General features: G+C 69.7%; 25 protein-coding genes and 1 pseudogene. 7 read left to right on the top strand and 19 right to left on the bottom strand.

The features are described 5' to 3' along the window. Positions 1-176: 176 nt before the first annotated feature. The 5 genes from QM711_RS02180 to QM711_RS02160 are packed head-to-tail and all read left to right on the top strand — an operon-like array spanning position 177 to position 5,445. On the top strand, positions 177-1,040 hold the full coding sequence (locus QM711_RS02180) for a DeoR/GlpR family DNA-binding transcription regulator (protein WP_415096073.1): 864 nt from the start codon (positions 177-179) through the stop codon (positions 1,038-1,040). 6 nt (positions 1,041-1,046) lie between these two features. Then, positions 1,047-2,078: an alcohol dehydrogenase catalytic domain-containing protein gene (locus tag QM711_RS02175; RefSeq protein WP_415096072.1), complete on the top strand. Its 1,032-nt coding sequence runs from the start codon at positions 1,047-1,049 to the stop codon at positions 2,076-2,078. A 52-nt stretch (positions 2,079-2,130) separates the two neighbouring features. After that, positions 2,131-2,958, top strand: coding sequence for a class I fructose-bisphosphate aldolase (locus QM711_RS02170; protein WP_415096071.1), 828 nt, complete (start codon positions 2,131-2,133; stop codon positions 2,956-2,958). A gap of 28 nt (positions 2,959-2,986) precedes the next feature. Beyond that, positions 2,987-4,474 (top strand): xylulokinase, encoded by a 1,488-nt coding sequence (locus tag QM711_RS02165; RefSeq protein ID WP_415096070.1) that lies wholly within the window; start codon positions 2,987-2,989, stop codon positions 4,472-4,474. Between the two features lie 5 nt (positions 4,475-4,479). Next, on the top strand, positions 4,480-5,445 hold the full coding sequence (locus tag QM711_RS02160; protein ID WP_415096069.1) for a 2-hydroxyacid dehydrogenase: 966 nt from the start codon (positions 4,480-4,482) through the stop codon (positions 5,443-5,445). A gap of 140 nt (positions 5,446-5,585) precedes the next feature. On the opposite strand, the gene QM711_RS02155 is transcribed toward QM711_RS02160, so the two are convergent. From QM711_RS02155 to QM711_RS02145, 3 genes are read right to left on the bottom strand one after another with little or no spacing between them, the layout of a single operon-like run. Next, the gene (locus tag QM711_RS02155) at positions 5,586-5,999 is read right to left on the bottom strand and encodes a hypothetical protein (protein ID WP_415096068.1); all 414 of its coding nucleotides are present in this window, start codon (positions 5,997-5,999) and stop codon (positions 5,586-5,588) included. Further along, positions 5,996-6,787, bottom strand: coding sequence for an SDR family oxidoreductase (locus QM711_RS02150; protein ID WP_415096067.1), 792 nt, complete (start codon positions 6,785-6,787; stop codon positions 5,996-5,998). The genes QM711_RS02155 and QM711_RS02150 overlap by 4 nt, the downstream gene beginning before the upstream one ends. Positions 6,788-6,827: 40 nt before the next feature. Continuing rightward, positions 6,828-7,757 (bottom strand): NAD-dependent epimerase/dehydratase family protein, encoded by a 930-nt coding sequence (locus QM711_RS02145; protein ID WP_415096066.1) that lies wholly within the window; start codon positions 7,755-7,757, stop codon positions 6,828-6,830. A gap of 88 nt (positions 7,758-7,845) precedes the next feature. Between QM711_RS02145 and QM711_RS02140 the strand changes: the two genes are divergently transcribed. Next, positions 7,846-8,478 (top strand): TetR/AcrR family transcriptional regulator, encoded by a 633-nt coding sequence (locus QM711_RS02140; RefSeq protein WP_415096065.1) that lies wholly within the window; start codon positions 7,846-7,848, stop codon positions 8,476-8,478. Positions 8,479-8,611: 133 nt separating this feature from the next. Then, complete coding sequence (locus QM711_RS02135; protein WP_415096064.1) at positions 8,612-9,256, top strand: cob(I)yrinic acid a,c-diamide adenosyltransferase; 645 nt, start codon at positions 8,612-8,614, stop codon at positions 9,254-9,256. A gap of 160 nt (positions 9,257-9,416) precedes the next feature. Here the strand turns inward: QM711_RS02135 and QM711_RS02130 are convergent, their stop codons facing one another. The 16 genes and pseudogenes from QM711_RS02130 to rpmE all read right to left on the bottom strand — a co-directional run bounded on the left by QM711_RS02130 (position 9,417) and on the right by rpmE (position 21,465). Next, positions 9,417-9,872: a DUF2550 domain-containing protein gene (locus QM711_RS02130; RefSeq protein ID WP_415096063.1), complete on the bottom strand. Its 456-nt coding sequence runs from the start codon at positions 9,870-9,872 to the stop codon at positions 9,417-9,419. Between the two features lie 24 nt (positions 9,873-9,896). After that, a complete protein-coding gene (locus QM711_RS02125) occupies positions 9,897-10,313 on the bottom strand; it encodes a F0F1 ATP synthase subunit epsilon (protein WP_415096062.1) in 417 nt (138 codons plus the stop codon). 2 nt (positions 10,314-10,315) lie between these two features. Next, positions 10,316-11,773: a F0F1 ATP synthase subunit beta gene (atpD, locus tag QM711_RS02120; RefSeq protein WP_415096061.1), complete on the bottom strand. Its 1,458-nt coding sequence runs from the start codon at positions 11,771-11,773 to the stop codon at positions 10,316-10,318. 22 nt (positions 11,774-11,795) lie between these two features. Next, on the bottom strand, positions 11,796-12,704 hold the full coding sequence (locus tag QM711_RS02115) for a F0F1 ATP synthase subunit gamma (RefSeq protein WP_415096060.1): 909 nt from the start codon (positions 12,702-12,704) through the stop codon (positions 11,796-11,798). A gap of 148 nt (positions 12,705-12,852) precedes the next feature. Continuing rightward, positions 12,853-14,344, bottom strand: a pseudogene (atpA, locus tag QM711_RS02110) (F0F1 ATP synthase subunit alpha); the annotation flags it as partial. Between the two features lie 42 nt (positions 14,345-14,386). Then, a complete protein-coding gene (locus QM711_RS02105) occupies positions 14,387-15,181 on the bottom strand; it encodes a F0F1 ATP synthase subunit delta (RefSeq protein ID WP_415096059.1) in 795 nt (264 codons plus the stop codon). After that, entirely contained in the window at positions 15,178-15,705 is a 528-nt protein-coding gene (locus tag QM711_RS02100) for a F0F1 ATP synthase subunit B (protein WP_415096058.1), read from the bottom strand. Before QM711_RS02100 ends, QM711_RS02105 begins: the two co-directional genes overlap by 4 nt. 10 nt (positions 15,706-15,715) lie before the next feature. After that, positions 15,716-15,940: an ATP synthase F0 subunit C gene (gene atpE / locus QM711_RS02095; protein ID WP_415096057.1), complete on the bottom strand. Its 225-nt coding sequence runs from the start codon at positions 15,938-15,940 to the stop codon at positions 15,716-15,718. 44 nt (positions 15,941-15,984) lie between these two features. Further along, on the bottom strand, positions 15,985-16,770 hold the full coding sequence (gene atpB, locus QM711_RS02090; RefSeq protein ID WP_415096862.1) for a F0F1 ATP synthase subunit A: 786 nt from the start codon (positions 16,768-16,770) through the stop codon (positions 15,985-15,987). A gap of 46 nt (positions 16,771-16,816) precedes the next feature. Next, entirely contained in the window at positions 16,817-17,011 is a 195-nt protein-coding gene (locus tag QM711_RS02085) for an AtpZ/AtpI family protein (protein WP_415096056.1), read from the bottom strand. Between the two features lie 52 nt (positions 17,012-17,063). Next, positions 17,064-17,417 carry a hypothetical protein gene (locus tag QM711_RS02080; RefSeq protein WP_415096055.1) on the bottom strand — a complete coding sequence of 118 codons (354 nt, stop codon included), beginning with the start codon at positions 17,415-17,417 and terminating at the stop codon, positions 17,064-17,066. 84 nt (positions 17,418-17,501) lie between these two features. Then, a complete protein-coding gene (locus QM711_RS02075; RefSeq protein ID WP_415096054.1) occupies positions 17,502-18,614 on the bottom strand; it encodes an MraY family glycosyltransferase in 1,113 nt (370 codons plus the stop codon). After that, positions 18,607-19,263, bottom strand: a complete 657-nt coding sequence (locus QM711_RS02070) for an L-threonylcarbamoyladenylate synthase (protein ID WP_415096053.1) — start codon at positions 19,261-19,263, stop codon at positions 18,607-18,609. Before QM711_RS02070 ends, QM711_RS02075 begins: the two co-directional genes overlap by 8 nt. Before the next feature lie 4 nt (positions 19,264-19,267). Then, positions 19,268-20,104 (bottom strand): peptide chain release factor N(5)-glutamine methyltransferase, encoded by an 837-nt coding sequence (prmC, locus tag QM711_RS02065; protein WP_415096052.1) that lies wholly within the window; start codon positions 20,102-20,104, stop codon positions 19,268-19,270. Beyond that, positions 20,101-21,168, bottom strand: a complete 1,068-nt coding sequence (gene prfA / locus QM711_RS02060; protein WP_415096051.1) for a peptide chain release factor 1 — start codon at positions 21,166-21,168, stop codon at positions 20,101-20,103. The genes prmC and prfA overlap by 4 nt, the downstream gene beginning before the upstream one ends. 78 nt (positions 21,169-21,246) lie before the next feature. After that, on the bottom strand, positions 21,247-21,465 hold the full coding sequence (rpmE, locus tag QM711_RS02055) for a 50S ribosomal protein L31 (RefSeq protein ID WP_415096050.1): 219 nt from the start codon (positions 21,463-21,465) through the stop codon (positions 21,247-21,249). Positions 21,466-21,528 lie beyond the last annotated feature (63 nt).

Genomic DNA, 21,528 nt, shown 5'->3' with positions numbered 1-21,528 from the left:
GATCATTGTGTCATCCAATCGTGATCGGACCGCGCAAAGGTAGCTCTGGTTCCGACCCCGGAGACCGAGCACGGATGGCGTCCAGGCTGAGCAGTGGACGATCCGGTGGAACCCGTCTGCTCAACACCCGCTGTCCGCGGGTTCCACCAACCAGCAATTGCAGGAGGATGAGGGGCATGCAGGACCTCGCAGCCACATCCTCCGTCGACATCCACGAGCAACCGGACGCCGGTCCGGCAAAGGCCAGCAAGGGCCAGCGCCGGCGCCAGCGGATCCTCCAGTTGCTCACCACAGATCCGGAGGCGAACGTATCGGTGAGCGACCTGTCCGACACTTTCGGGGTCTCGGTGGCGACCATTCGCCGAGACCTCGCCGACCTGCAGGACCGCCGGCTGGTCACCCGCACCTACGGTGGCGCGGCGCTCCAGCATCGCCCGCGCACGGAGTTGACGATGCGTGAGCGGCTGTCGGCGCACGCCGAAGCCAAACGGGCGATCGGCGCGGCGGCCGCCGCGCTGATCGAGGACGACGACCTGATCATCCTCGACTCCGGATCGACCACCGAGCAGATCGCCGCGGCACTGGGCAACCGCCCGGTCTCGGTGATCACCAACGGCCTGATGGTCGCAAACCAGCTGGTGTCGAACGACCAGGTGGCGGTGACCATCCTGGGCGGCACGCTGCGCGGCTTCAATGCCACCATCACCGGCCCGGACGCCGAATCGATGCTGAACCGCGTCCAGGCCACCTACGCCTTCATCGGCACCGACGCCGTCGATCCGCTGCGCGGGCTGACTTCGCGGACCTATGCCCAGGCCAGGCTGAAGGCCGCGATGATGGACAACGCGCTGCGCACCTACGTGGTGGCCGACTCGTCCAAGCTGGGTGAGCACGGGCTGTTCCATTACTGGTCGGAGTTGCCGGATTCCTGGGGGCTGGTGACCGACGAGGCCGCCGATCCGGCGGTGCTCGCCGGCCTGCGGGACGCCGGCGCCGAGTCGATCATCCTCGCCCCACCACTAGACACCCAGGACTGGTGAGATTCCATGCAGCAAGCCGTGCTGTACCGACCCGACGAACTCCGGGTCGAGGAACGAGACGTCCCCGCCCTCGCCGAGGGCGAGGTCCTGCTCAAGGTGACCGCCGCGCTGTTGTGCGGCACCGACCTGCGGATCTACTCCGGCAGCAAGACCAAGAACGTCACTCTGCCGTCGGTGCTGGGCCATGAGATCGCCGGCGAGGTGGTGGACGCCGCCGGCCCGCTCCCGGAGGGTGTCGCGCTCGGCGATCAGGTGTGCGTCTACCCGTTGGTGCCGTGCGGTGAGTGTGTCGCCTGCCGGAAGAACCACCCCAACATCTGTCGCAGCCGGGTGGCCTTCGGCTATCAGTTGCCCGGGGGTCTCTCGCAGTACATCGTCGTTCCCGCCGACGCTCGGCAGAACATCGTGCCGCTGCCGGGGGTCTCGGCACCCGAGGCGGCGCTCGTCGAACCGCTGGCCTGCGCGCTCAACGGCCAGAATCTGGCCAGGGTCGCCGAGGCCGAGGCGGTTCTGGTGACCGGCTGCGGGCCGCTGGGGCTGATGCACATCCGGCTGGCCAAGGCCCAGGGCGTCCCGACCGTGATCGCCGTCGATCCCAACACCGCGCGGCACCAGATCGCCCGGGAGTCGGGCGCCGACCTGGTCTTCTCCCCCGGCGACGACACTCCTGGGCGGATCTTCGACGCCACCGACGGCGGGGTCGACGTGGTGATCATGGCCATCGGACGGGTGGACGCACTCACCCCCTACCTCGGCATCCTGGCACCGGGAGCCAGGATCTCCGCCTTCGCCGGATTCAACTCCGGCGACGTGCTGAGCATCCTCGCCAACGACATCCACTACAACGAGTACGAGGTGGTGGGGGCCTCCTCCTGTCGGCTGGAGAACTTCCACGCGGTCGCCGGACTCGTGCTCGCCGGCAAACTCCGGGTCGCCGACCTGGTCGGCACCCAGCTGCCGCTGGCCCGCGTCCACGAGGCGCTCGACCTGGTCGCCTCGGGCAAGGACCTGCGGGTCGGCATCGATCCCTGGGCCTGACGCCCGCTCTCTCCTCTCCATTCCTTTCCCACATCACACCGAAGGATTTGTCATGGGCATTTTCGAACTGAACCCCGTCGGCACCACGTCCGCGCTCGGCCGGGAGATCCGGCTGCGCCGGATCATGGGCACCGACGGACGGCTGATGACGGTCGCCCTGGACCAGGCCGTCCCGCGCGGCGTCGCACCCCGGCTGGCCGACCTGAAGACCGTCTTCGACACGATCGCCGACGCCGAGCCGGACGCCTTCACGGTGTTCAAGGGCGTCGCCGGCCACCTGCTGTCCGGACGGGCCAAGCAGGTGCCGCTGATCATCAAGGGCTCCACGTTCTGCGTCGACTTCCACCTCACCTACGACGCCACCGTCGCACAGGTGGCGGACTGCCTGCGGCTCGGCGCGGACGCCATCGCGGTCGGCATCTCGGCAGGCTCGGAGAACCAGGTGGCGATGCTGGAGATGCTGAGCAGTGTCGTCGAAGAGGCGCACAAATGGGGCCTGCCGGTGGTCTGCCACGCGTATCCCAGCGGTGAGCTGTGGGGCGACCGGAAGGGCAGCACCGAGTCGGTGATGTACGCCGCGCGTGCCGCCGCCGAATGCGGCACCGACATCGTCAAGACCTGGTACACCGGCTCGGCCGACGAGTTCAAGAAGGTGGTGGACGCCACCCCGACCCTGGTGGTCGCAGCCGGCGGGGCACCCACCCCGAAGCCGATCGACGTGCTGAACCAGGCCGCCGCGGTGATGGACGCCGGCGGCGCCGGGATGACCGCCGGCCGGAACATCTGGGGTGCCGACGATCCGGGCGCCATGGTGCACGCGCTCAAGGCCGTCATCCACGACGGCGCCGACCCCGGCGAAGCCGCCAAGCTGCTCGGCTGAGCCGCAGCCAGGACAAGGAGACTCAACGGTGAGAACCTTCCTCGGCCTCGATCTGGGCACCTCGGCGACCAAGGGCGTCATCCTGTCCGCCGACGGCCGGGTGGTCGCCCGCGCCCGCGCCGTCCACCCACATTCCCGGGGCGGCGGCGTTGGCCGGGCCGACCCGGCCGCCTGGGAGCAGTCCGTGCTCGCGGTCTGCCGCGCGTTGGGCCCGGAGCTGGCCGGGATCAGCGGGGTGGGCCTCGACACCCATTGCCCCACGGTCGTGCCGATGGGCCTCGACGGCTATCCGGTCACCCTTGCCGTCACCTGGGACAATCCGGCGCTGGCTCCCTACTTCGACCATTACAGCCCGCTGCGCTCGACCAAGGCGATCCGCTCGACCGGGAACCACCCGTCCCGGGCGACCTTCGCGGCCGTGGCCTATCACTACCTGCGCGAGGCCGAGCCGGACGCGTTCGCACGGCTGGCGACGCTGGGGCTGGCGGGTACCTGGCTGGGCCAGTTGCTGACCGGCGCGGTGGCCATCGACCCGACCCAGGCGTCCTACACCGGGGTGTTCGACACGGTCGGCTACGAGGCGTCCTGGCTGCCCAAGACGCTGGCCGAGCTGGGCATCGACGCCTCCGTACTGCCACCGGTCCGGCAGGCGATGGACGTGCTCGGGGAGACCTCCACCGGTTTCGTGGAGCTGGCCGGGATCCCGCTCGGGGTGCCGGTGATCGTCGGCTGCGCGGACACGCCCGCGGCGTCCTATGCGCTGGGGACGGCCCCGGGCACCAGTCCGTTCCTGATCATGGGCACCACCCACGTGGTCAACAGCTGCCTGTCCGGCCCCGACCTCAGGGCCCGGGCGCTGCAGCGCCGCGGGCTGCGACCCGGCGAATGGCTGATCAACGGCGTCACCAACGGCGGCGACTGCCTGGCCGTCGCGGCGAGCCTGCTGGGCTTCGGCGGCAAGGAGTCCGCCGTCCGCGAGGTGATCCGGTTGGCGAGCGGGCTCTCCCCCGATGAGGTCGAGACCGCGCCGTTCTTCATTCCGCATGTGATGCCCGAGCGTGGGCCGTTCTGGTTCGAGCAGCCGAGCGCCGGGCTGACCGGGGTGACCCGGTCGACCACCCGCGAACAGCTGGCCCGGGCGATCGTGGACGGCGTGATCTACGTCGACCGGATGGTGCTGGAGGCCACCGTGCCGCCGGGTGACCAGGCGATCTACCTCACCGGAGCGTTCGGCGAGGACCCGGTGCTGCCCAGGTTGCTGGCGGACGCGACCGGCCGCACCTACGATGTGGCGCTGGAGCCGGACCTGCCGGCGATCGGCGCGGCGGCGATGTGCGCGGAGGCCGTCCATCGGGTGGTGCCCAGGCACCTGTCCACCAGCCGGATCAAGCCGCGCGCGAAACGCCGCGCCATGGCCGAGCGGCGCTGGCACCGTTTCCGCGAAGAATGGTCCAAGGTCACCGGACGCGATCCGCTCGCCCCGCTGCTGCCCGAACCCGCACGATCCAGGAGTTGACTCGAATGTCCGACCGTTTGTACGTCGCCCGCAGGCTCACCGAGGCCGTGATGGAGGAGTTGCCCGCGCTCGGGTTCGACCTGGTCGTCGGCGACGTCGCGCCGCCGTCCCGGGACGCGCTGCTCGGCGGGGTGGCCGGCGCCTCCGGCGCGGTCGTCACCCTCACCGAGCGGATCGACGCCGAGTTCTTCGACGCCGCCGGCCCGCAGCTGCGGGTGGTCGCCAACGCCGCGGTGGGCTTCGACAACATCGATCTGGCCGAGGCCAAGCGACGCGGAGTGGTGATCACCAACACCCCCGGCGTCCTGGACGAGGCGACCGCCGACCACACCTTCGCGATGCTGCTGGCCGTCACCCGCCGGGTGGTCGAGGCCGATCGCTTCGCCCGCTCGGGCGAGCCGTGGATCTGGGGCCCGACCATGCTGGTCGGGCTCGACATCAGCGCCGGTGCGACGCTCGGCATCATCGGCCTCGGCCGGATCGGACGCGCCGTCGCCCGACGGGCGCAGGCGTTCGGGATGCGGGTGGTCGCCAGCCATCCCAGACTCGAGGTGGGCACCCAGCCCGACGGGGTGGAGCTCGTCGATCAGGCGGAGCTGCTGGCGACGTCCGATGTGGTGACGCTGCACGTGCCGCTGCGGCCGGACACCAGGCACCTGATCGACGCCGGCGCCCTGGCGTCCATGAAGCCGGGTTCGTACCTGGTCAACGCCGCCCGCGGCGGCATCGTCGACGAGACGGCCCTGATCGACGCCCTACGCAGCGGCCACCTGGCCGGTGCCGCCCTGGACACCTTCGAGGGCGAACCGGTGATCAACCCGGCCCTGCGCGAACTCGACACCGTGGTGCTGCAACCGCACATCGGCAGCGCCGGGAACGTAACCCGCGACAACATGTGCCGGCTCGCCGTCCACAACGTCACCCAAGTGCTCGCCGGTAAGCCGGCCGAGACCCCCGTCCCGCTCCCGTGACCAAAAGAACCGTCCCCGCGGTCACCGGGGACGGTTCTCTTGGTCACCGGGGACGGTTCTCTTGGTCACCGGGGACGGTTCTCTTGGTCACTTCGCGTGCCGTACGCGCGAACAGAGCCCTCGGCCCACGGTCGGGCGACTCACGTCGAGCGGGCTGCCGGAATCAGCAGCACTGCCAGCGCTCCGGCGATCGTCGCGATCTGGCTCACCACGTTGAGCCACTGGTCGAGCGTCTCGTACACGTCCAGATGAGCGACGTGATAAGCGAAATGCAGACTGGAGAACACCAGCCAGGCCAGCCCCGCGAGCCGAGCGGACGCCACCCCGCCGGTCGTCGCGGCGACCAGCGCGACCACGGCAAGGGCGAGGAACATCGCACCCACGTCGCGGATCAGGTGCTCGTTGAAGGGTCCGTCCACCGCGACCCAGGGCGGGCGCAGCACCGGGAAATCGGAGTAGAAGGACTCCGGCAGAAAGGCCGCCCACACCCCCGGCACCAGGCCGAACAAGACCCCGAGGACGAGCAGCAGGACGCGCGTGATCGGCCGGCTCACCGGACAGCTCCCGCCCGGACGACTTCGGGCCGGCCGGCGCTGCGGCTCAGCCAGTGCTCGAAGCTCTCGGTGCCGCGCGGCCCGGGCTCGGCGGGCACCAGGGCGCCGGACGCCGCGGCGCGCGCCGTGGCGCCGAGGGCAGGCAGCTCCCACACCGGACGGCGCAACCCACGCGTCCGAACCAACCGCCGGGCGAGGTCCGCCATCCGATGGGTCGCCGGCCCGGCGATCTCCGGGGCACGGCCGGCCGGCCGTGCGTCCGCGAGCACAAGCAGATGGGCGGCCACTTCGCGCGCCGCGATCGGCTGGCTCAGCATCCGCGGCACCACCGCCACCGGACCCGGCACCAGCCCCAGCAACTGCTCGGTGAACTCGTAGAACTGGGTGGCGCGCAGGACGGTCCACGGCACCGGACCGCCGGCCACCACCTCTTCCTGGCGCCGCTTACCCGCGTAGTAGCCAGTGTCGACCCGGTCGATGCCGACGATCGAAAGGGTCAGGTGATGGCGCACCCCGGCCCGCCGTCCGGCGGTGAGCAGGTTCCGCGAGACAGTTCCGAAGAACTCGACCGCGGCGGACCGGTTGGCGCTGCCGATGTTGGTCACATCGACGACGGTGTCGACGCCCTCGAGCGCCGCGTCCAAGCCGGCTCCGGTGGTCAACTCCACACCGGTGGAGCGGGCCAGGACGATCGGCGTCCAGCCTCGTTCACCGGCCAGGTCGACCAGCATCCGGCCGATCAGCCCGGTGCCGCCCGCCACGGCGAGTCGTCGTTGAGCGATTGTCATGTCATTCCTTTCAAACTCTGTCGCTGATGGGACACCGCGGTCACGCCGAATGTGACGCGAGCGTGGCGCGGACGCCGTGGCGATAGGGCGTGGGAGTCACCCCGAATGCTTCGGCCGTGGCGCTGCCGTCCACGACGAAGGGTTGTTCGAACTGGTAGATCAGTTCGGCCCCGTCCCGGGCGAGCGGCACGATCGCGCCGAGGGCGCGCAGCTGCCGGCGCGTGACCGCGGTCACCCGGGTTCGGCGGCCGGCCTCGGCAGCAGCCAGCGCAATCAACTCGCGTCCGGTCGTCGGGACAGGATGCGGGACGTGCCACACCCGGGAATCTCCGCTGTCGCGCCGTCCGACGACCGCGATGGTGCGAGCGAAGTCATCGATGTAAGTCGGTGTGATCGGCAGATCGGGGTCACCGAACCAGCGCGCGCCGTGTCCACGGTGCACATTGCCGAAGACCGTGCCCGCGATCATCGACCGGACCTGCGGCCCGTACAGCTCACCGGCCCGGACGATGGACAGCCGCAGCCGACCCGCGGCGGCCGCGTGACTGAGCCGCTCGGCGAGCCAGGCCCGCAGGACGCCGAGGCGACCGACCGGACGGTAGGGCAGGTCCGGCGCCATCGGACCGCTGACCCGGCCATACATCCAGGTGTCGTCGGCGTAGACGACGCGCGCGCCGGTCTCGGACGCGGCCTGGATGATCGAATCGGTCAGCGGCGGGAAGTCGCTCAACCAGCGTCCGATCGGCGGCATCGCGCAGTGGTGAATGGCCGTCGCGCCCTCGGACGCCGCGGTCAGAGCGGCCGGGTCGGCGGCGTCCACGGCTCGAAGCTCAGCCCCCGGCGAACCCACAAGACGACCGTCGCGCGTCAACGCCCGGACCCGGCAGCCGGCCGCCAGCAGATGCCCGACCACGAGCCGTCCGGTCGCACCCGCTGCGCCTACCACGACGTGACGTTCAGCCGTTTCCATGTCTCCTCCTTGACGCTACAGCCGTAGCACTACATTTGTAGCGGCTACACTACACCTGTAGCACGCCACGTCAAGCCAGGAGGATTCTGTGCCCCTCACCACCGAACGTCCGCAACTCTTGGCCGACGCCGCGATCGCACTCATCGCCAGGAACGGCATCCGCGCGCTCACCCATCGCGCGGTCGACGCCGAGGCCGGGGTGCCCAGCGGCACCGCCTCATACCACTTCCGGACGCGCCGTGAGTTGCTGCGCGGTGTGCTGGTGCGGATCGCCGACGTCAACGCGGACCGGTTGGCGGAACTGCCCGGGCCACCCACCGACCCCCACGGGGCGCCGACCGGGCGAGGCGGCCGGGTGGCGGAAGCCGAGCGACTGGCGGAACGGGTCGCGGTGTTCGTCGACGGTCAGATTGGCGAGCGACGGGACAGCACGCTGGCCCGGATGGCGTGTGAGATCGAAGTCGCGTCCGACCCTGATCTGCGCGAAATCCTGCACGCCGGCGGCATCTTCCGGCGGCTCGCCATCGGTGCCGTCACCCGACTGGGCGGCAGCGATCCGGACCGCCAAGCCGACGGCCTGATCGCGCTGCTCGACGGACTCCAGTACGACCGGCTGGTGGGGGTCGGGTCGTTGACCGCGGCCGCGCCGGGAACCCCACAATCGCGCGCCGAGGTCGCGGCGGTCGTCCGGACCTACCTGGTCGGGTTGGTGCCCGACTAGCGCAGACGCCCTCCCGGTGACCAAGAGAACCGTCCCCAGTGACCAAAAGAACCGTCCCCAGTGACCGAAAGAACCGTCCCCGGTGACCAAAGGAACCGTCCTCGGAGCATTCGGGCCGGCATAGGGTGATGGCATGGTCCACCTCACCAAGATCTACACCCGTACCGGGGACGCAGGTCAGACCCGGCTGTCCGACAACTCGGTGGCCACGAAGACCGATCTACGCGTCGAGGCATACGGGCAGGTGGACGAGGCCAACGCCGTTCTCGGCGTGGCGACCGCGCGCGGCGACCTGCCCGGCAACCTGAACGCGGCCCTACGGCTGATTCAGAACGAACTCTTCGACCTCGGCGCCGACCTGTCCACGCCGCTGACCGAGAACCCGCCCTGGGAGCCGCTGCGGATCGTCCAGAGCTGCATCGACCGGCTGGAAGGCTGGTGCGACGAGTATTCCGCCCAGGTCGGGCCGCTGAACTCGTTCATCCTCCCCGGCGGCACCCAGACCGCTGCCCAGTTGCATGTCGCGCGGACCATCGTCCGTCGCGCCGAACGCACCGGCTGGCGAGCCGCCGACGAGTACGGACTGGACGTGGAGGGCGGGCTCAATCCGCTCGCCCTGACCTACCTGAACCGGCTCTCCGATCTGCTGTTCCTGGCCTCGCGGGTCGCCAACGCCGATATTGGGGACGTCTTGTGGGTACCCGGCACTGACCGGACGCCGGACGAACCTCGCGCCGCCGAGCGACGCCGGAAGGCCGCCGAAGCCGGCCGAGACTGAGTGCTGACAGTGTGCCGGTGACCAAAAGAACCGTCCCCGGTGACCACAAGAACCGTCCCCGGTGACCACAAGAACCGTCCCCGGTGACCACAAGAACCGTCCCTGGTGACCGGGAGAACCGTCCCCGGTGACCGGGACAACCGTCCCCGCGTACCGCGGGCTACTCGGGAGAGACCGGTGACGGCCGGTAGCGCATCCCGGGGGGAGCGGCCTCGAGCCAGCTGAGCAGGCCGGTCAGCGAATCCCGGGCCATCGCCAGTTCGACCTGGTCGGGGCCTTGGAGGCTGACGATGCGTTGGTCCTGGGGCAGTTCAACGGCCTCACCGGCGTCCGGGGACCTTTGGTCGCCCGCCCGCACGTGGGCGCGGTCGAAGCGCCGCACCGGCCACAGGGACAGCGAGAATGCCGGGAACCACTGCAACTCGTGGGCCCGGTAACGAGCGACTCCGAGCACCCAGCGGGTCCTCGGAGTCCTCGGTACTGCCTGCAAGCTACAAGCGAACGTGCCGCCGGCACGAGAGAGCCAGCGACGGCGCAGCCAGAGCCAGCTCAACGCGATCGCCAGGGCGAGCGCGGCAATGATCAGCACCCATTCGGCGATGCCGATCAGGTCCACGAGCCGAGCCCCTCTCCCTGCGCGTCAGTGCGTGTCTTGCACCCGGGTGGCGGCGGCGAGCTGGGCCGCTGCCCGGTCGTGATGCTGCCGGGTGGTCTCGCTGGTGTCGCCCTGCTCGAGCTTCTTCTCGGCGTCCATCAGCTCGCGCTCGGCCTCGGCCAGCGAGATCTCGTGCGCCAGCCGGGCGTACTGGCTGAGCACGGCGACCCGGTTCTCGGCGACCGAGATGAAGCCGCCGTCCACGGCGATCACCTCGCGCCGGCCGTCGACGGTCAGCACCTCGGCGGCCGAGGGCACCAGCAGACCGAGGAAGGGCTCGTGGTTGGCCATGATGCCGATGTCGCCCTCGGTGGTGCGGGCGATCACCGAGATGGCTTCGCCCTCCCAGACCCGCCGGTCGGCTGCCACCACCTCGACGAACAGGACGTCGCCTTCGGCCACGATCAGCCTTCCTTCTGGATCCGGTCCCAGTTCTCCATCACCATGTCCATGCCGCCGACGTTGAAGAAGGCCTGCTCGGCGACGTGGTCGACCTCGCCGTCGCAGATCATCTTGAACGACTCGATGGTGTCGGCCAGCGGGACGGTGGAACCGGGGACGTTGGTGAACTTCGTCGCCATGTAGGTGTTCTGGCTGAGGAACTGCTGGATCCGCCGGGCCCGGCCGACCAGGATCTTGTCCTCTTCGGAGAGCTCGTCGACGCCGAGGATGGCGATGATGTCCTGCAGTTCCTTGTTGCGCTGCAGGATCTGCTTCACCCGGGTCGCGGTGTCGTAGTGCTCCTGGCCGACGAACTGCGGGTCGAGGATCCGGCTGGACGAGGTGAGCGGGTCCACCGCCGGGTACAGGCCACGCGAGGCGACCTCGCGGGACAGTTCGGTGGTGGCGTCCAGGTGGGCGAAGGTGGTCGCCGGCGCCGGGTCGGTGTAGTCGTCGGCGGGCACGTAGATCGCCTGCATCGAGGTGATCGAGTGACCGCGGGTCGAGGTGATCCGCTCCTGCAGCTGGCCCATCTCGTCGGCCAGGTTCGGCTGGTAGCCCACCGCGGACGGCATCCGGCCGAGCAGCGTGGAGACCTCCGAGCCGGCCTGGGTGAACCGGAAGATGTTGTCGATGAACAGCAGCACGTCCTGGTTCTGCACATCGCGGAAGTACTCCGCCATGGTCAGCGCCGACAGCGCCACCCGCAGCCGGGTGCCCGGCGGCTCGTCCATCTGGCCGAAGACCAGGGCGGTGTCCTTCATCACGCCGGCCTCGATCATCTCGTGGATCAGGTCGTTGCCCTCGCGGGTCCGCTCCCCCACGCCGGCGAACACCGAGGTGCCGCCGAAGTTGTGCGCGATCCGGTAGATCATCTCCTGGATGAGCACCGTCTTGCCCACGCCGGCGCCGCCGAACAGGCCGATCTTGCCGCCCTTGACGTACGGGGTGAGCAGGTCGAGCACCTTGATGCCGGTCTCCAGCATCTCGGTCTTGGGCTCTAGCTGGTCGAACCTGGGCGCGGCCCGGTGGATCGGCCAGCGCTCGCCGATCTCGACGCCGGACGGGTCCTCGTTCAGGCACTCGCCGGTCACGTTCCAGACCCGGCCCTTGGTGATGTCGCCGACCGGCACCGAGATCGGGGCCCCGGTGTCGACCACCCGCGAGCCGCGGCGCATGCCGTCGGTCGGCTTCAGCGAGATCGCCCGCACCATGTTGTCGCCGACGTGCAGCGCCACCTCGGCGTAGATCGTCCGGCTCTCGTCACCGGCGTCGATGTCGATCAGCAGGGCGTTGTAGATGTCGGGCATCGCGTCGGCGGGGAATTCCACGTCGACGACCGGGCCGATCACCCGGGCCACCCGGCCGACGGCACCCTGGGCGTCGTCGGTGGCGGTGTTGCTGTCCAGTGTCACGGTCATTGATCCACTCTCGTCTCGTGCCCTAGTCCTGGGCGGCCGCATCGGCGAGCGCACCCGCGCCACCGACGATTTCACTGATTTCCTGGGTGATCTCCGCCTGGCGGGCCTGGTTGGCCTGGCGGGTCAGGCTCTCGATGAGCTGTTTGGCGTTGTCGGTCGCCGACTTCATGGCCCGCTGCTGGCTGGCCAGTTGGGACGCCGCCGACTGCAGCAGGTAGAACCAGACCCGGCTGCGGACGTACATCGGAAGCAGCGCGTCGAGGACGGTCTCGGGGTCGGGCTCGAACTCGTACAGCGGCAGGATCTCGTCCTCGGCCGGCTCGTGCACGCCTTCGACGATCTCCAGCGGGAGCAGCCGACGGGCCCGCACCTCCTGGTTGATCATCGAGTTCATCCGGGTGTAGACGCCGTAGATGGCGTCCACGCCGCCGTCCTCGTAGGGGGTGAGGAAGTCCTCGATCAGGGCGTCGGCGATCTCCTGGGCGTGCTGGAAGGTCGGCGCGTCCGAGAAGCCCTCCCAGGACCGCCGGATCGGCAGGTGCCGGAAGTTCATGTAGGCGATGCCCTTGCGGCCGACGGCGTAGCGGACCACCTCGACCCCCTCGCGTTCAAGACGCTCCCGGAGCCGGGCGGCGGTCTTGATCGCATTGGTCGAGTAGGCGCCGTTCATCCCCCGGTCCGAGGTGATCACCAGCATCGCCACCCGGCGGTCCTTGGTGTGCGCCTCGGTCAGCGGGTGCTGATCGTGGGAGTAGGTGGCCACCGCCGAGACGGCCCTGATCAGTTCGGTGATGAACGGCTCGCCCTCTTGAGCCGTCCGCTGCGCCTTGATGATCCGGGACGCCGCGATGAGTTCCATGGCGCGCGTGATCTTCTGGGTCGCGGCCACCGACTTCCGGCGCTGCCGCAACTCACGCAAACTCGCAGCCATCGTCAGTCCTTCTGGGTCTCGATGGTCTCCACGCCGATATCGGAATCGCTCAGCGGCTTGTGACCCCGCTCGGAGGCCTTCACCGTCTGGTCGTCGCGGGCGTGGAACTGGCCCTTGAAGTCGGCGATCGCCTTCGCCACGGCGTTGGCGGTGTCGTCGTCCCAGTTGCCGGTCTCGGCGATCGTGCTGAGGATGTCGGTGCGGTGCCGCAGGTAGCTCATCAGCTCGGTCTCGAACCGCAGGATGTCGGTCACCGGCACGTCGTCGAAGTGGCCGTTGGTGCCGGCCCACACGCTGACCACCTGCTCGGCGACCGGGAACGGGCTGTACTGGGGCTGGCGCAGCAGCTCGGTGAGCCGGGCGCCGCGCTCGAGCTGGCGCCGCGAGGTGGCGTCCAGGTCGGAGGCGAACATGGCGAACGCCTGCATGTCGCGGTACTGGGCCAGGCCGATCTTCAGCGTGCCCGAGACCTTCTTCATCGCCTTGACCTGGGCGTCGCCGCCGACCCGGGAGACCGAGATGCCGACGTCGATGGCCGGGCGCTGGTTGGCGTTGAACAGGTCGGACTGGAGGAAGATCTGGCCGTCGGTGATCGAGATCACGTTGGTCGGAATGTAGGCCGAGACGTCGTTGGCCTTGGTCTCGATGATCGGGAGGCCGGTCATCGACCCCGCGCCCAGCTCGTCGGAGAGCTTCGCGCAGCGCTCGAGCAGCCGGCTGTGCAGGTAGAACACGTCGCCAGGGTAGGCCTCGCGGCCCGGCGGACGACGCAGCAGCAGCGACATCGCCCGATAGGCCTCGGCCTGCTTGGTCAGGTCGTCGAAGACGATCAGGACGTGCTTGCCGTTGTACATCCAGTGCTGGCCGATCGCCGACCCGGTGTAGGGGGCGATGTACTTGAAGCCGGCCGGGTCGGACGCCGGCGCGTGCACGATGGTGGTGTACTCCATCGCGCCGGCCTCTTCGAGCACCCGGCGCAGCGCCGCGATGGTGGAGCCCTTCTGGCCGATCGCCACGTAGATGCAGCGGACCTGTTTGGTCGGGTCGCCGGTTTCCCAGAATTCCTTCTGGTTGATGATGGTGTCGATGGCGATGGCGGTCTTGCCGGTCTTCCGGTCGCCGATGATCAGCTGGCGCTGGCCACGTCCGATCGGGGTCATCGAGTCGATCGCCTTGATGCCGGTCTGCAGCGGCTCCTTCACGCTCTGCCGGTCCATCACGCCGGCGGCCTGCAACTCCAGCGCGCGCTGACCCTCGAGATCGGTGATCTCGCCGAGGCCGTCGATCGGCTGGCCCATCGCGTCCACGACCCGGCCGAGGTAGCCGTCGCCGACCGGCACCGACAGGATCTCGCCGGTCCGCTTGACCGGCTGGCCCTCTTCGATGCCCTCGGACTCGCCGAGGACGACGACACCGATCTCACGGACGTCGAGGTTCAGCGCGATGCCGCGGGTGCCGTTCTCGAACTCCAGCAACTCGTTGGCCATGGCCGACGGCAGGCCCTCGACCTTGGCGATGCCGTCGCCGGAAACAGCCACGGTGCCCAGTTCTTCCCGGGCCGCACCTTCGGTGGAGAAGCTCGAGACGAATTTCTCCAGGGCCTCCCGGATCTCGTCCGGACGAATAGTCAGTTCCGCCATTTCTTGGATCCTTGTCCTGTTCTTCGTTCGCGTTGATGTCGTTCAGCCGAGCTGACGGCGGGCGTTCTCAAGCCGCCCCGCCACGGTGCCTTCGATGATTTCGTCGCCCACGGTGACCCGCACCCCGCCGATCACGTCCGGATCGACCAGGACCTGCAGGACCACCTCGCGGCCGACCTGGCGGGCCAGCGCCGCCGCCAACCGGTCGCGCTGTTCGGCGGTGAGCGGACGCGCCACCACCACGTGGGCCAGAGCACGCCGCCGCAGGGCCGCGGCCAGCGTCAGGTAGCCGTCCACGGTGAGTTCGAAACTGCGGGTCCGGGCCGCGACCGCCCGCCTGGCGAGGGTGGTGGTGGCCGCGTCGGCGCGGTCGCCGATCAGGTCGGTGACCAGTTGCTGCCGAGACTCCAGCGGTGCGCTGCGGTCGCTGATCGCGCTGCGCAGGGCCGCATCGGCGCTGACCACCCGCTCGAACCGGAACAGCTCGTCCTCGACCGCGTCCAGGTTGCCGGCGTCCTGCGCGCTGGTGAGCACGGCCCGCACCCCCTGCCGCTCGAGCGCGGCTGCGAGACCCGAGGCACTGCCCCAGCGCAGGCCGACCGCCGCCCGGACGACGTCCACGGTCGCCGCTCCGAGCCGGTGGCCGAACAGCGCGTCGAGCAGCGCTCCACGCTCGTCCGCACCGGCCCCGGGGTCGGTCAGCGCCCGGCGCAGGGCCGGTTGCCGGTCGAGCAGATCGACCACCGCGAACAACTCGCCGGCGAGCTGTTCGGTGACCTGGACCGAGTCCAGCACCCCGTCCAGCTCACTCAGCCGAGCCTCGCTGGTGCCGGTCATACCCGCTCCGCGTCAGTCGCCTCGAGGTCGGCCAGGAAGCGATCGACGGTGCGCCGGGCCCGGTCCTCGTCGTCCAGCGATTCGCGGACGATCCGGCCGGCCAGGTCGGTCGCCAGCGAGCCGATCTCACCGCGCAGATGCTGAACGGCCTGAACCCGCTCGGCCTCGATCTGAGCCTTGGCCTGTTCGAGCAGCCGAGCCGACTCCTCCTGGGCCTCGGCGCGCATCTCGGCGAGGATCTGCGCTCCTTGGGCCTTCGCCTCTTCGCGGATCCGGCTGGCCTCGTCCCGGGCTCCGGCGAGCTGCTCGCGGTACTGTTCCAGCGCCGCCGCAGCCTCGGCCTGGGCGGCCTCGGCCTTCTCGATGCCGCCCTGGATGGCCTGGGCACGTTCGGAGTAGGTCTGTTCGAATCGCGGCACCACGAGCTTGGCGATGCCGTACCACACCGCGAGGAACAGCAGGATCCCCGCGATGAGCTCGGGCAGCGCGGGCGCCAGGGGCCCGAAACTGATTTCGAGGGTCATCGCGCTGGTCTCAGCCGAGCACGAAGGCCAGGGCGATACCGATGATGGCCAGCGCCTCGACCACGGCGAAGCCGAGCCAGGCGGTGCCCATCAGCGCGCCGCGGGCCTCGGGCTGCCGAGCCGTTCCGTTGATGACGGCGGCGAAGATCAGGCCGACGCCGACGCCGGGGCCGATCGCGGCGAGGCCGTAGCCGACCATGTTCAGCGAGCCGGAGATGTCAAGAAGGGTGAGCATCGATGAGGTCCTTTCGGATGGGTTTCTTTCGGGTGGAACGATTCTCAGTGCTCTTCGGCCAGGGCCGAGGAGATGTACTGGGCGGCCAGAACGGTGAAGATGTAGGCCTGCAGGCAGGCCACGAAGATCTCCAGGGCGAAGATCGGGGCGCTCATCAGCCAGGACGCGACACCGGCGACCATGTAGCCGGCCTGCGCGCTCTCGACCAGCAGCGTGCCGCCGACCACGAAGACGATCACCAGCAGGTGGCCGGCAAACAGGTTGGCGAAGAGTCGCAGGGCCAGGGTGACCGGGCGGACGATGAAGTTGGAGAGGAACTCCAGCGGGATCAGCAGCGGCCACATGAACACCGGAACACCCTCGGGCAGCGACATCCGCCGCACGTAGGTGAAAAATCCCCACTTCTTGATGCCGACGGCGTTGTACATGATCCAGACGATCAGCGCCAGCGCGTACGGGAACCCGATGCTGGAGAACGTCGGCAGCATGAACAAGAAGAACTGCCCGAACAGGTTGTTGATCAGGATGAAGCTGAACAGGGCGAGCAGGAACGGCAGGAAGCGGCGGTACTCCGGCCCCAGCACGTCTCGGGCGATCCCGTTGCGGACCAGGTTGTAGAGCGTCTCGCCGGCGAACTGGCGCTTGCCGGGGACCGTCGAATGCCGACGAGCCAGCCACACCCAGACGACCACCGCCAGGACGGCGCCGAGCACCGCCTGGAACTGGTGATTGTCGATCCAGTCGACACCTGCCCCGGGAAACAGCGGGCGGGGGTCGAAGCTGTGCACCCCCGGCGGCCAGTGGTGGGCGTCGTCGCCGCCACCTTCCATGGGGATGATCAGGCTCAGGCGGCCCATCGCACCTCCAGTTCCGTCGTCATGCGGTTCGTCCGTAGCGTTTGTGGATCAGGTACACGCCGCCCGCGGCACCGAGCACGATGCCGAGCGGGAGGAGGAATGCTGTGCCGAGCCACTGATCCAGCAGCCAACCAGCACCGCCATAGAGCAACACCCCGCTGAGCAGGTAGCTGACACAGCGCAGCCCCTCATCGAGACCGCGACGCTCTTCCATGACCCGGCTGAGCCTAGCAGTCAGGCGCCTCCGCGGGCCACAACGCAGTAATTCATCGAGCCGCGTCGTCCGGCTCATCGAAAACCGGAATCCGCAGCCGGCTGAAGGCCCGGATCTCGGCCGCGAGCCAGCCCACCACGACAGCGATGGTGGTTGCCGCGACGGCGATCCGGTCCATTCCGGCGAGCCGCTCCGGACGCGCCACGGCGACCACCAGGAAGACCCCTGGAACCCCCACCCGGAACACATAGGAGATCAGCCAGGCGGTCATCATCTTCACCGGCGGGGCGTCGGCCAGCCGGACCTGCACCCACTGGCCGAGCCCCATGAACCCCAGGGTCACCGCCGCCGCGACGAGTGCGCTCAGCCCGGCGTCGAGGCCTCTCAGCAGCCACAGGGCGAGCACGGCGATGACGGCGACGACCGTTCCCCCAGCAGTCCGGCCCGGAACAGCGTCCGGGCGCGGCCGGCGTTGGCGGACAGCGCTTGTTCAGCCATGGGAGCCTTTCCGCTTCGCCCAGGTGGGGTGCCAGGTCAGGAATGCCGCGACGGGGATGCCGACACACAGCAGCAGGATCGCCCAGGCCTGGCCGTAGGGGCCGATGGCGACCACGCCGAAGGCGAGCAGCGCCGTCCACAGCCAGAGCAGGGCGACGGCGCGCCGGTGACTGTGCCCGAGTTCGAGCATCCGGTGGTGCAGGTGCTGCTTGTCGGCCTGGAACCACAGCCGGCCGGCGATCGTCCGCCGGACGTAGGCCAGGATCAGGTCGCCCAGCGGCAGCGCCATCACCGCCAGCGGCAGGATCAGCGGCAGATAGGCGTTGATCGCCAGCCCGGAACCCTCGACCGCGATCTGGGACGGGTCGAGCTGGCCGGTGAGGCTGATCACCGAGGTGGACATCAGGAAGCCGAGCAGCATCGAGCCGGAGTCGCCCATGAACATCCGTGCGGCGTGCACGTTGTAGGGCAGGAAGCCGAGGCAGACGCCGACCGTGACCACCGTGACCAGGCTGGCCGTCGTCGCCCGGACGAGTTCCTGCTCGTAGCTGAGCCAGTAGGCGTAGCTGAAGAAGGCCAGGGAACCGATCGCCACCACCCCGGCGGCCAGCCCGTCCAGCCCGTCGATCAGGTTGATCGCGTTCACGCACAGGAAGATCAGCGCAACGGTGAGGATGATCGAGGTGGCGTCGTCGAGGCTGATGATGGTGCCGGGCAGCGGGATCCAGTACACCTTGACGCCGTTGAGCACCACGATGCCGGCGGCCAGGATCTGCCCGGCGATCTTGGCCAGCGCATTCAGGTCGAATTTGTCGTCGAGGACGCCGACCGCGCAGATCACCGCCGAACCGATCAGCACCGCGCGCGTGTCGTGCTCGACCAGGTCGAAGCGGCCCAGCCAGGGCAGCTGACCGGCCACCATGAACGCCGCCGCCACCCCGCAGAGCATCGCGATGCCACCGAAGTACGGGATCGGACGGGTGTGCACGTCGCGGTCGCGAACGATCGCCACCGCGTTGTAGCGGAACGCCAGCCGGCGGCACAGACCGGCCAGCAGGTAGGTCACCCCGGCAGCGATCAGCAGGACCAGGATGTACTCACGCATCGTCGCCGAACAGTCCGGGGACGGCCTGCGTCAACTGCTCGCGGGTCAGCTGGCCTTCGCGAAGGATGCGTGGCTCGCCGGTGAGGTCGACGATGGTGGACGGCACCGGCCCGGCCGCCGGGCCGGCGTCCAGGTAGACCGCCACCGACTCGCCCAGTTGCTCGACGGCCTCGTCGATCGTCTCGGCGGCGGGGCGTCCGCTGACATTGGCGCTGGAGACGGCCAGCGGGCCGGTGTGCCGCAGCAGGGCGCGGGTGAACGCGTGATCGGGGACCCGGACGGCGATCGTGTCACCCCGGTCGCCCAGGTCGAGCCGCAGGTCGGGATGCGCGGTGACCACCACGGTGAGCGCCCCCGGCCAGAACGCCTTGGCCAGCGCCAGCCCGTCGGCGGTCAGCCCGGTGGCCAGCGAACGCAGCATGGACGGCTCGGCGATCAGCACCGGCGGCGGCATGTCCCGGCCACGCTGCTTGGCGTCCAGCAGTCCCTGGACGGCCGCCGCGTCGAAGGCGTTGGCCCCGATCCCGTAGACGGTGTCGGTGGGCAGCACGATGCAGGCGCCGGCGGCGATCGCGTCCTCGGCGGCGGCCAGCGCCTGATCGGCCTGGGTGGCACAGTCGAATCGTTGCGGAGCCTGCGGATCGGTCACGGGGTCATCCTGCCACCGTGCCGACCCGGCGGGCGGTCACGAACCGCGGACGGTCGTTGAGGTCGCGATGGTCCCGCACCTGGTCGAAGCCGCCGTGGGCGACGAAGACCGCCGGTGCGGACGCGTGCTGCAACTCGGCGTGTTCGGCGCAGACCCGTCCGCCGGGCTTCAGCAACCGCGCGGCGACCCGGGCCAGCACGCGGATGGCGTCCAGGCCGTCCGGCCCGGAGAACAAGGCGAGCGCCGGCTCGTGCTCACGCACCTCGGCCGGGATCCCGTCGTAGGCCTCCAGCGGCACATACGGCGGGTTGGCGATCACCAGGTCGACGGTGCCGTCCAGCTCGAGCAGCGCGTCGGCCATGTCGGCCTGGACCAGGTCCACCCCGGTTCCGGCCAGGTTGGCCGCGGCGTAGCGGACGGCGTCCTCGCTGAGTTCGACGGCATACTGCCGGGCGGCCGGGAACTCGTCGGCGATCGCGAGCGAGATCGCGCCCGAGCCGGCGCAGAGCTCGACCACCAGCGGCGACTCCCCCGCCTCGGCCAGCCGCTCAAGTGCCCAGCCCGTCATCGCCTCGGTCTCCGGACGCGGGATGAACACCCCGGGCCCGACCGCCACCTCGACGTGCCTGAACGGCGCCGTCCCGCTCAGGTACTGGGCGGGGACGCCGGACTCGCGGCGGGTGAGCAGTTCGTCGAACCGAGCCGCCGCGTCCGGATCGATCGCTGTCAGAGTGAGCAGCCGGGACGCCGGGACGCCGAGGGTGTGGGCCAGCAGCAGCCGCGCGTCGGCGTCCGGGACGCGACCGGCGGCGCTCCTCAGCAGCCGGGACGCCGACGTCACCCGATGCCTTCGAGCCGTTCGGCCAGATCCGCGGCCTGCAGCGCGTCGATCACGCCGCCCAGGTTGCCGGCCAGCACCGAGTCCAGGTTGTAGGCCTTGTAGCCGATCCGGTGGTCGGCAATCCGGTTCTCGCCGAAGTTGTAGGTGCGGATCCGCTCGGAGCGGTCGACCGTCCGCACCTGTGAGCGACGGGCCGCGGACGCCTCGGCGGCGGCCGCCTCGGCGGCGGCTGCCACCAGCCGGGCGCGCAGCATCCGCATCGCGGAGTCCTTGTTCTGCAGCTGGGAGCGCTCGTTCTGGCAACTGACCACGATGCCGGTCGGCAGGTGGGTGATCCGGACGGCCGAATCGGTGGTGTTGACCCCCTGCCCGCCCGGGCCGGAGCTGCGGTAGACGTCGATCCGCAGGTCGTCGGGATCGATGTCGACCTCGGTCTCCTCGGCCTCGGGCATCACCAGGACGCCGGCCGCGGAGGTGTGCACCCGGCCCTGGGTCTCGGTCACCGGCACCCGCTGCACCCGGTGCACGCCGCCCTCGAATTTCAGCACGCCGTAGGGGAAGTTGTCCGGATCGGTGCCCTTGGCCTTGATCGCCAGGGTGATCGACTTGAAGCCGCCCAGATCGGTCTCCTGGCTGTCCAGCACATCGACCGCCCAGCCGCGGGCCTCGGCGTAACGGGTGTACATCCGGAACAGGTCGGCGGCGAACAGGGCCGACTCCTCGCCGCCCTCGCCGGATTTGATCTCCATCAGCGCGTCGGAGGAGTCGTGCGGGTCGCGCGGGGCGAGCAGCTTGGTCAGCCGCGCCGTCACGTCGTCCAGCTGAGCGGTCAGGGTTACGGCTTCCTCGGCGAACGACGGGTCGTCGGTGGCGAGCTCCTTGGCGGCGGCGAGGTCGTCGCTGATCCGGTCGTAGGCGTCCAGGCCCTTCACGATCGGGGTCAGTTCGGCGTAGCGGCGTCCGGTCTTTCGGGCCAGCGCCAGGTCGGCGTGGGTCGCCGGGTCGGCCAGCCGCTGCTCGAGTTCGGCGAACTCAGCGCGCAGGCCCTCGGTTGCCTCGAACATCCTGTGACTGCCTCTTCCCCGGTGGGTGCTGGGACGACGAAGCGCCGGAGCCCCGACGGGCTCCGGCGCTGCGGTCGGCTACTTGCTGGCCGGCTTCTTGGCGTAACGACGCTCGAACCGGGCCACGCGGCCGCCGGTGTCGAGGATCTTCTGCTTGCCGGTGTAGAACGGGTGGCAGGCCGCACAGACCTCGGCGTGAATGACGCCGTTCTTGGCGGTGCTGCGGGTGCTGAAGGTGTTCCCGCAGGTGCAGGTCACCTCGGTCACCTGGTAGTCGGGATGGATTCCCTGCTTCATGATCTGGCTCCTTGTTCTGCGCCGGGTCGCCCGAGTGGGAAAGGTGGGGCTGGATGGACCCCC

The organism is Micropruina sp. (assembly GCF_047602385.1).
Taxonomy (GTDB): domain Bacteria; phylum Actinomycetota; class Actinomycetes; order Propionibacteriales; family Propionibacteriaceae; genus Micropruina.
This window is presented reverse-complemented; position numbering and strand designations above follow the sequence as displayed.

Bases quoted from the DNA above. Each gene is read 5' to 3' on its own strand.
- rpmE (WP_415096050.1), bottom strand. From the start codon at position 21,465: ATGAAGCAGGGAATCCATCCCGACTACCAGGTGACCGAGGTGACCTGC.
- QM711_RS02115 (WP_415096060.1), bottom strand. From the start codon at position 12,704: ATGGCTGCGAGTTTGCGTGAGTTGCGGCAGCGCCGGAAGTCGGTGGCC.
- QM711_RS02175 (WP_415096072.1), top strand. From the start codon at position 1,047: ATGCAGCAAGCCGTGCTGTACCGACCCGACGAACTCCGGGTCGAGGAA.
- atpD (WP_415096061.1), bottom strand. From the start codon at position 11,773: ATGACCGTGACACTGGACAGCAACACCGCCACCGACGACGCCCAGGGT.
- QM711_RS02150 (WP_415096067.1), bottom strand. From the start codon at position 6,787: ATGACAATCGCTCAACGACGACTCGCCGTGGCGGGCGGCACCGGGCTG.
- QM711_RS02105 (WP_415096059.1), bottom strand. From the start codon at position 15,181: ATGACCGGCACCAGCGAGGCTCGGCTGAGTGAGCTGGACGGGGTGCTG.
- QM711_RS02085 (WP_415096056.1), bottom strand. From the start codon at position 17,011: ATGGAAGAGCGTCGCGGTCTCGATGAGGGGCTGCGCTGTGTCAGCTAC.
- QM711_RS02135 (WP_415096064.1), top strand. From the start codon at position 8,612: ATGGTCCACCTCACCAAGATCTACACCCGTACCGGGGACGCAGGTCAG.
- QM711_RS02100 (WP_415096058.1), bottom strand. From the start codon at position 15,705: ATGACCCTCGAAATCAGTTTCGGGCCCCTGGCGCCCGCGCTGCCCGAG.
- QM711_RS02160 (WP_415096069.1), top strand. From the start codon at position 4,480: ATGTCCGACCGTTTGTACGTCGCCCGCAGGCTCACCGAGGCCGTGATG.
- QM711_RS02075 (WP_415096054.1), bottom strand. From the start codon at position 18,614: ATGCGTGAGTACATCCTGGTCCTGCTGATCGCTGCCGGGGTGACCTAC.
- atpB (WP_415096862.1), bottom strand. From the start codon at position 16,770: ATGGAAGGTGGCGGCGACGACGCCCACCACTGGCCGCCGGGGGTGCAC.
- QM711_RS02180 (WP_415096073.1), top strand. From the start codon at position 177: ATGCAGGACCTCGCAGCCACATCCTCCGTCGACATCCACGAGCAACCG.
- prfA (WP_415096051.1), bottom strand. From the start codon at position 21,168: ATGTTCGAGGCAACCGAGGGCCTGCGCGCTGAGTTCGCCGAACTCGAG.
- QM711_RS02170 (WP_415096071.1), top strand. From the start codon at position 2,131: ATGGGCATTTTCGAACTGAACCCCGTCGGCACCACGTCCGCGCTCGGC.
- QM711_RS02145 (WP_415096066.1), bottom strand. From the start codon at position 7,757: ATGGAAACGGCTGAACGTCACGTCGTGGTAGGCGCAGCGGGTGCGACC.
- atpE (WP_415096057.1), bottom strand. From the start codon at position 15,940: ATGCTCACCCTTCTTGACATCTCCGGCTCGCTGAACATGGTCGGCTAC.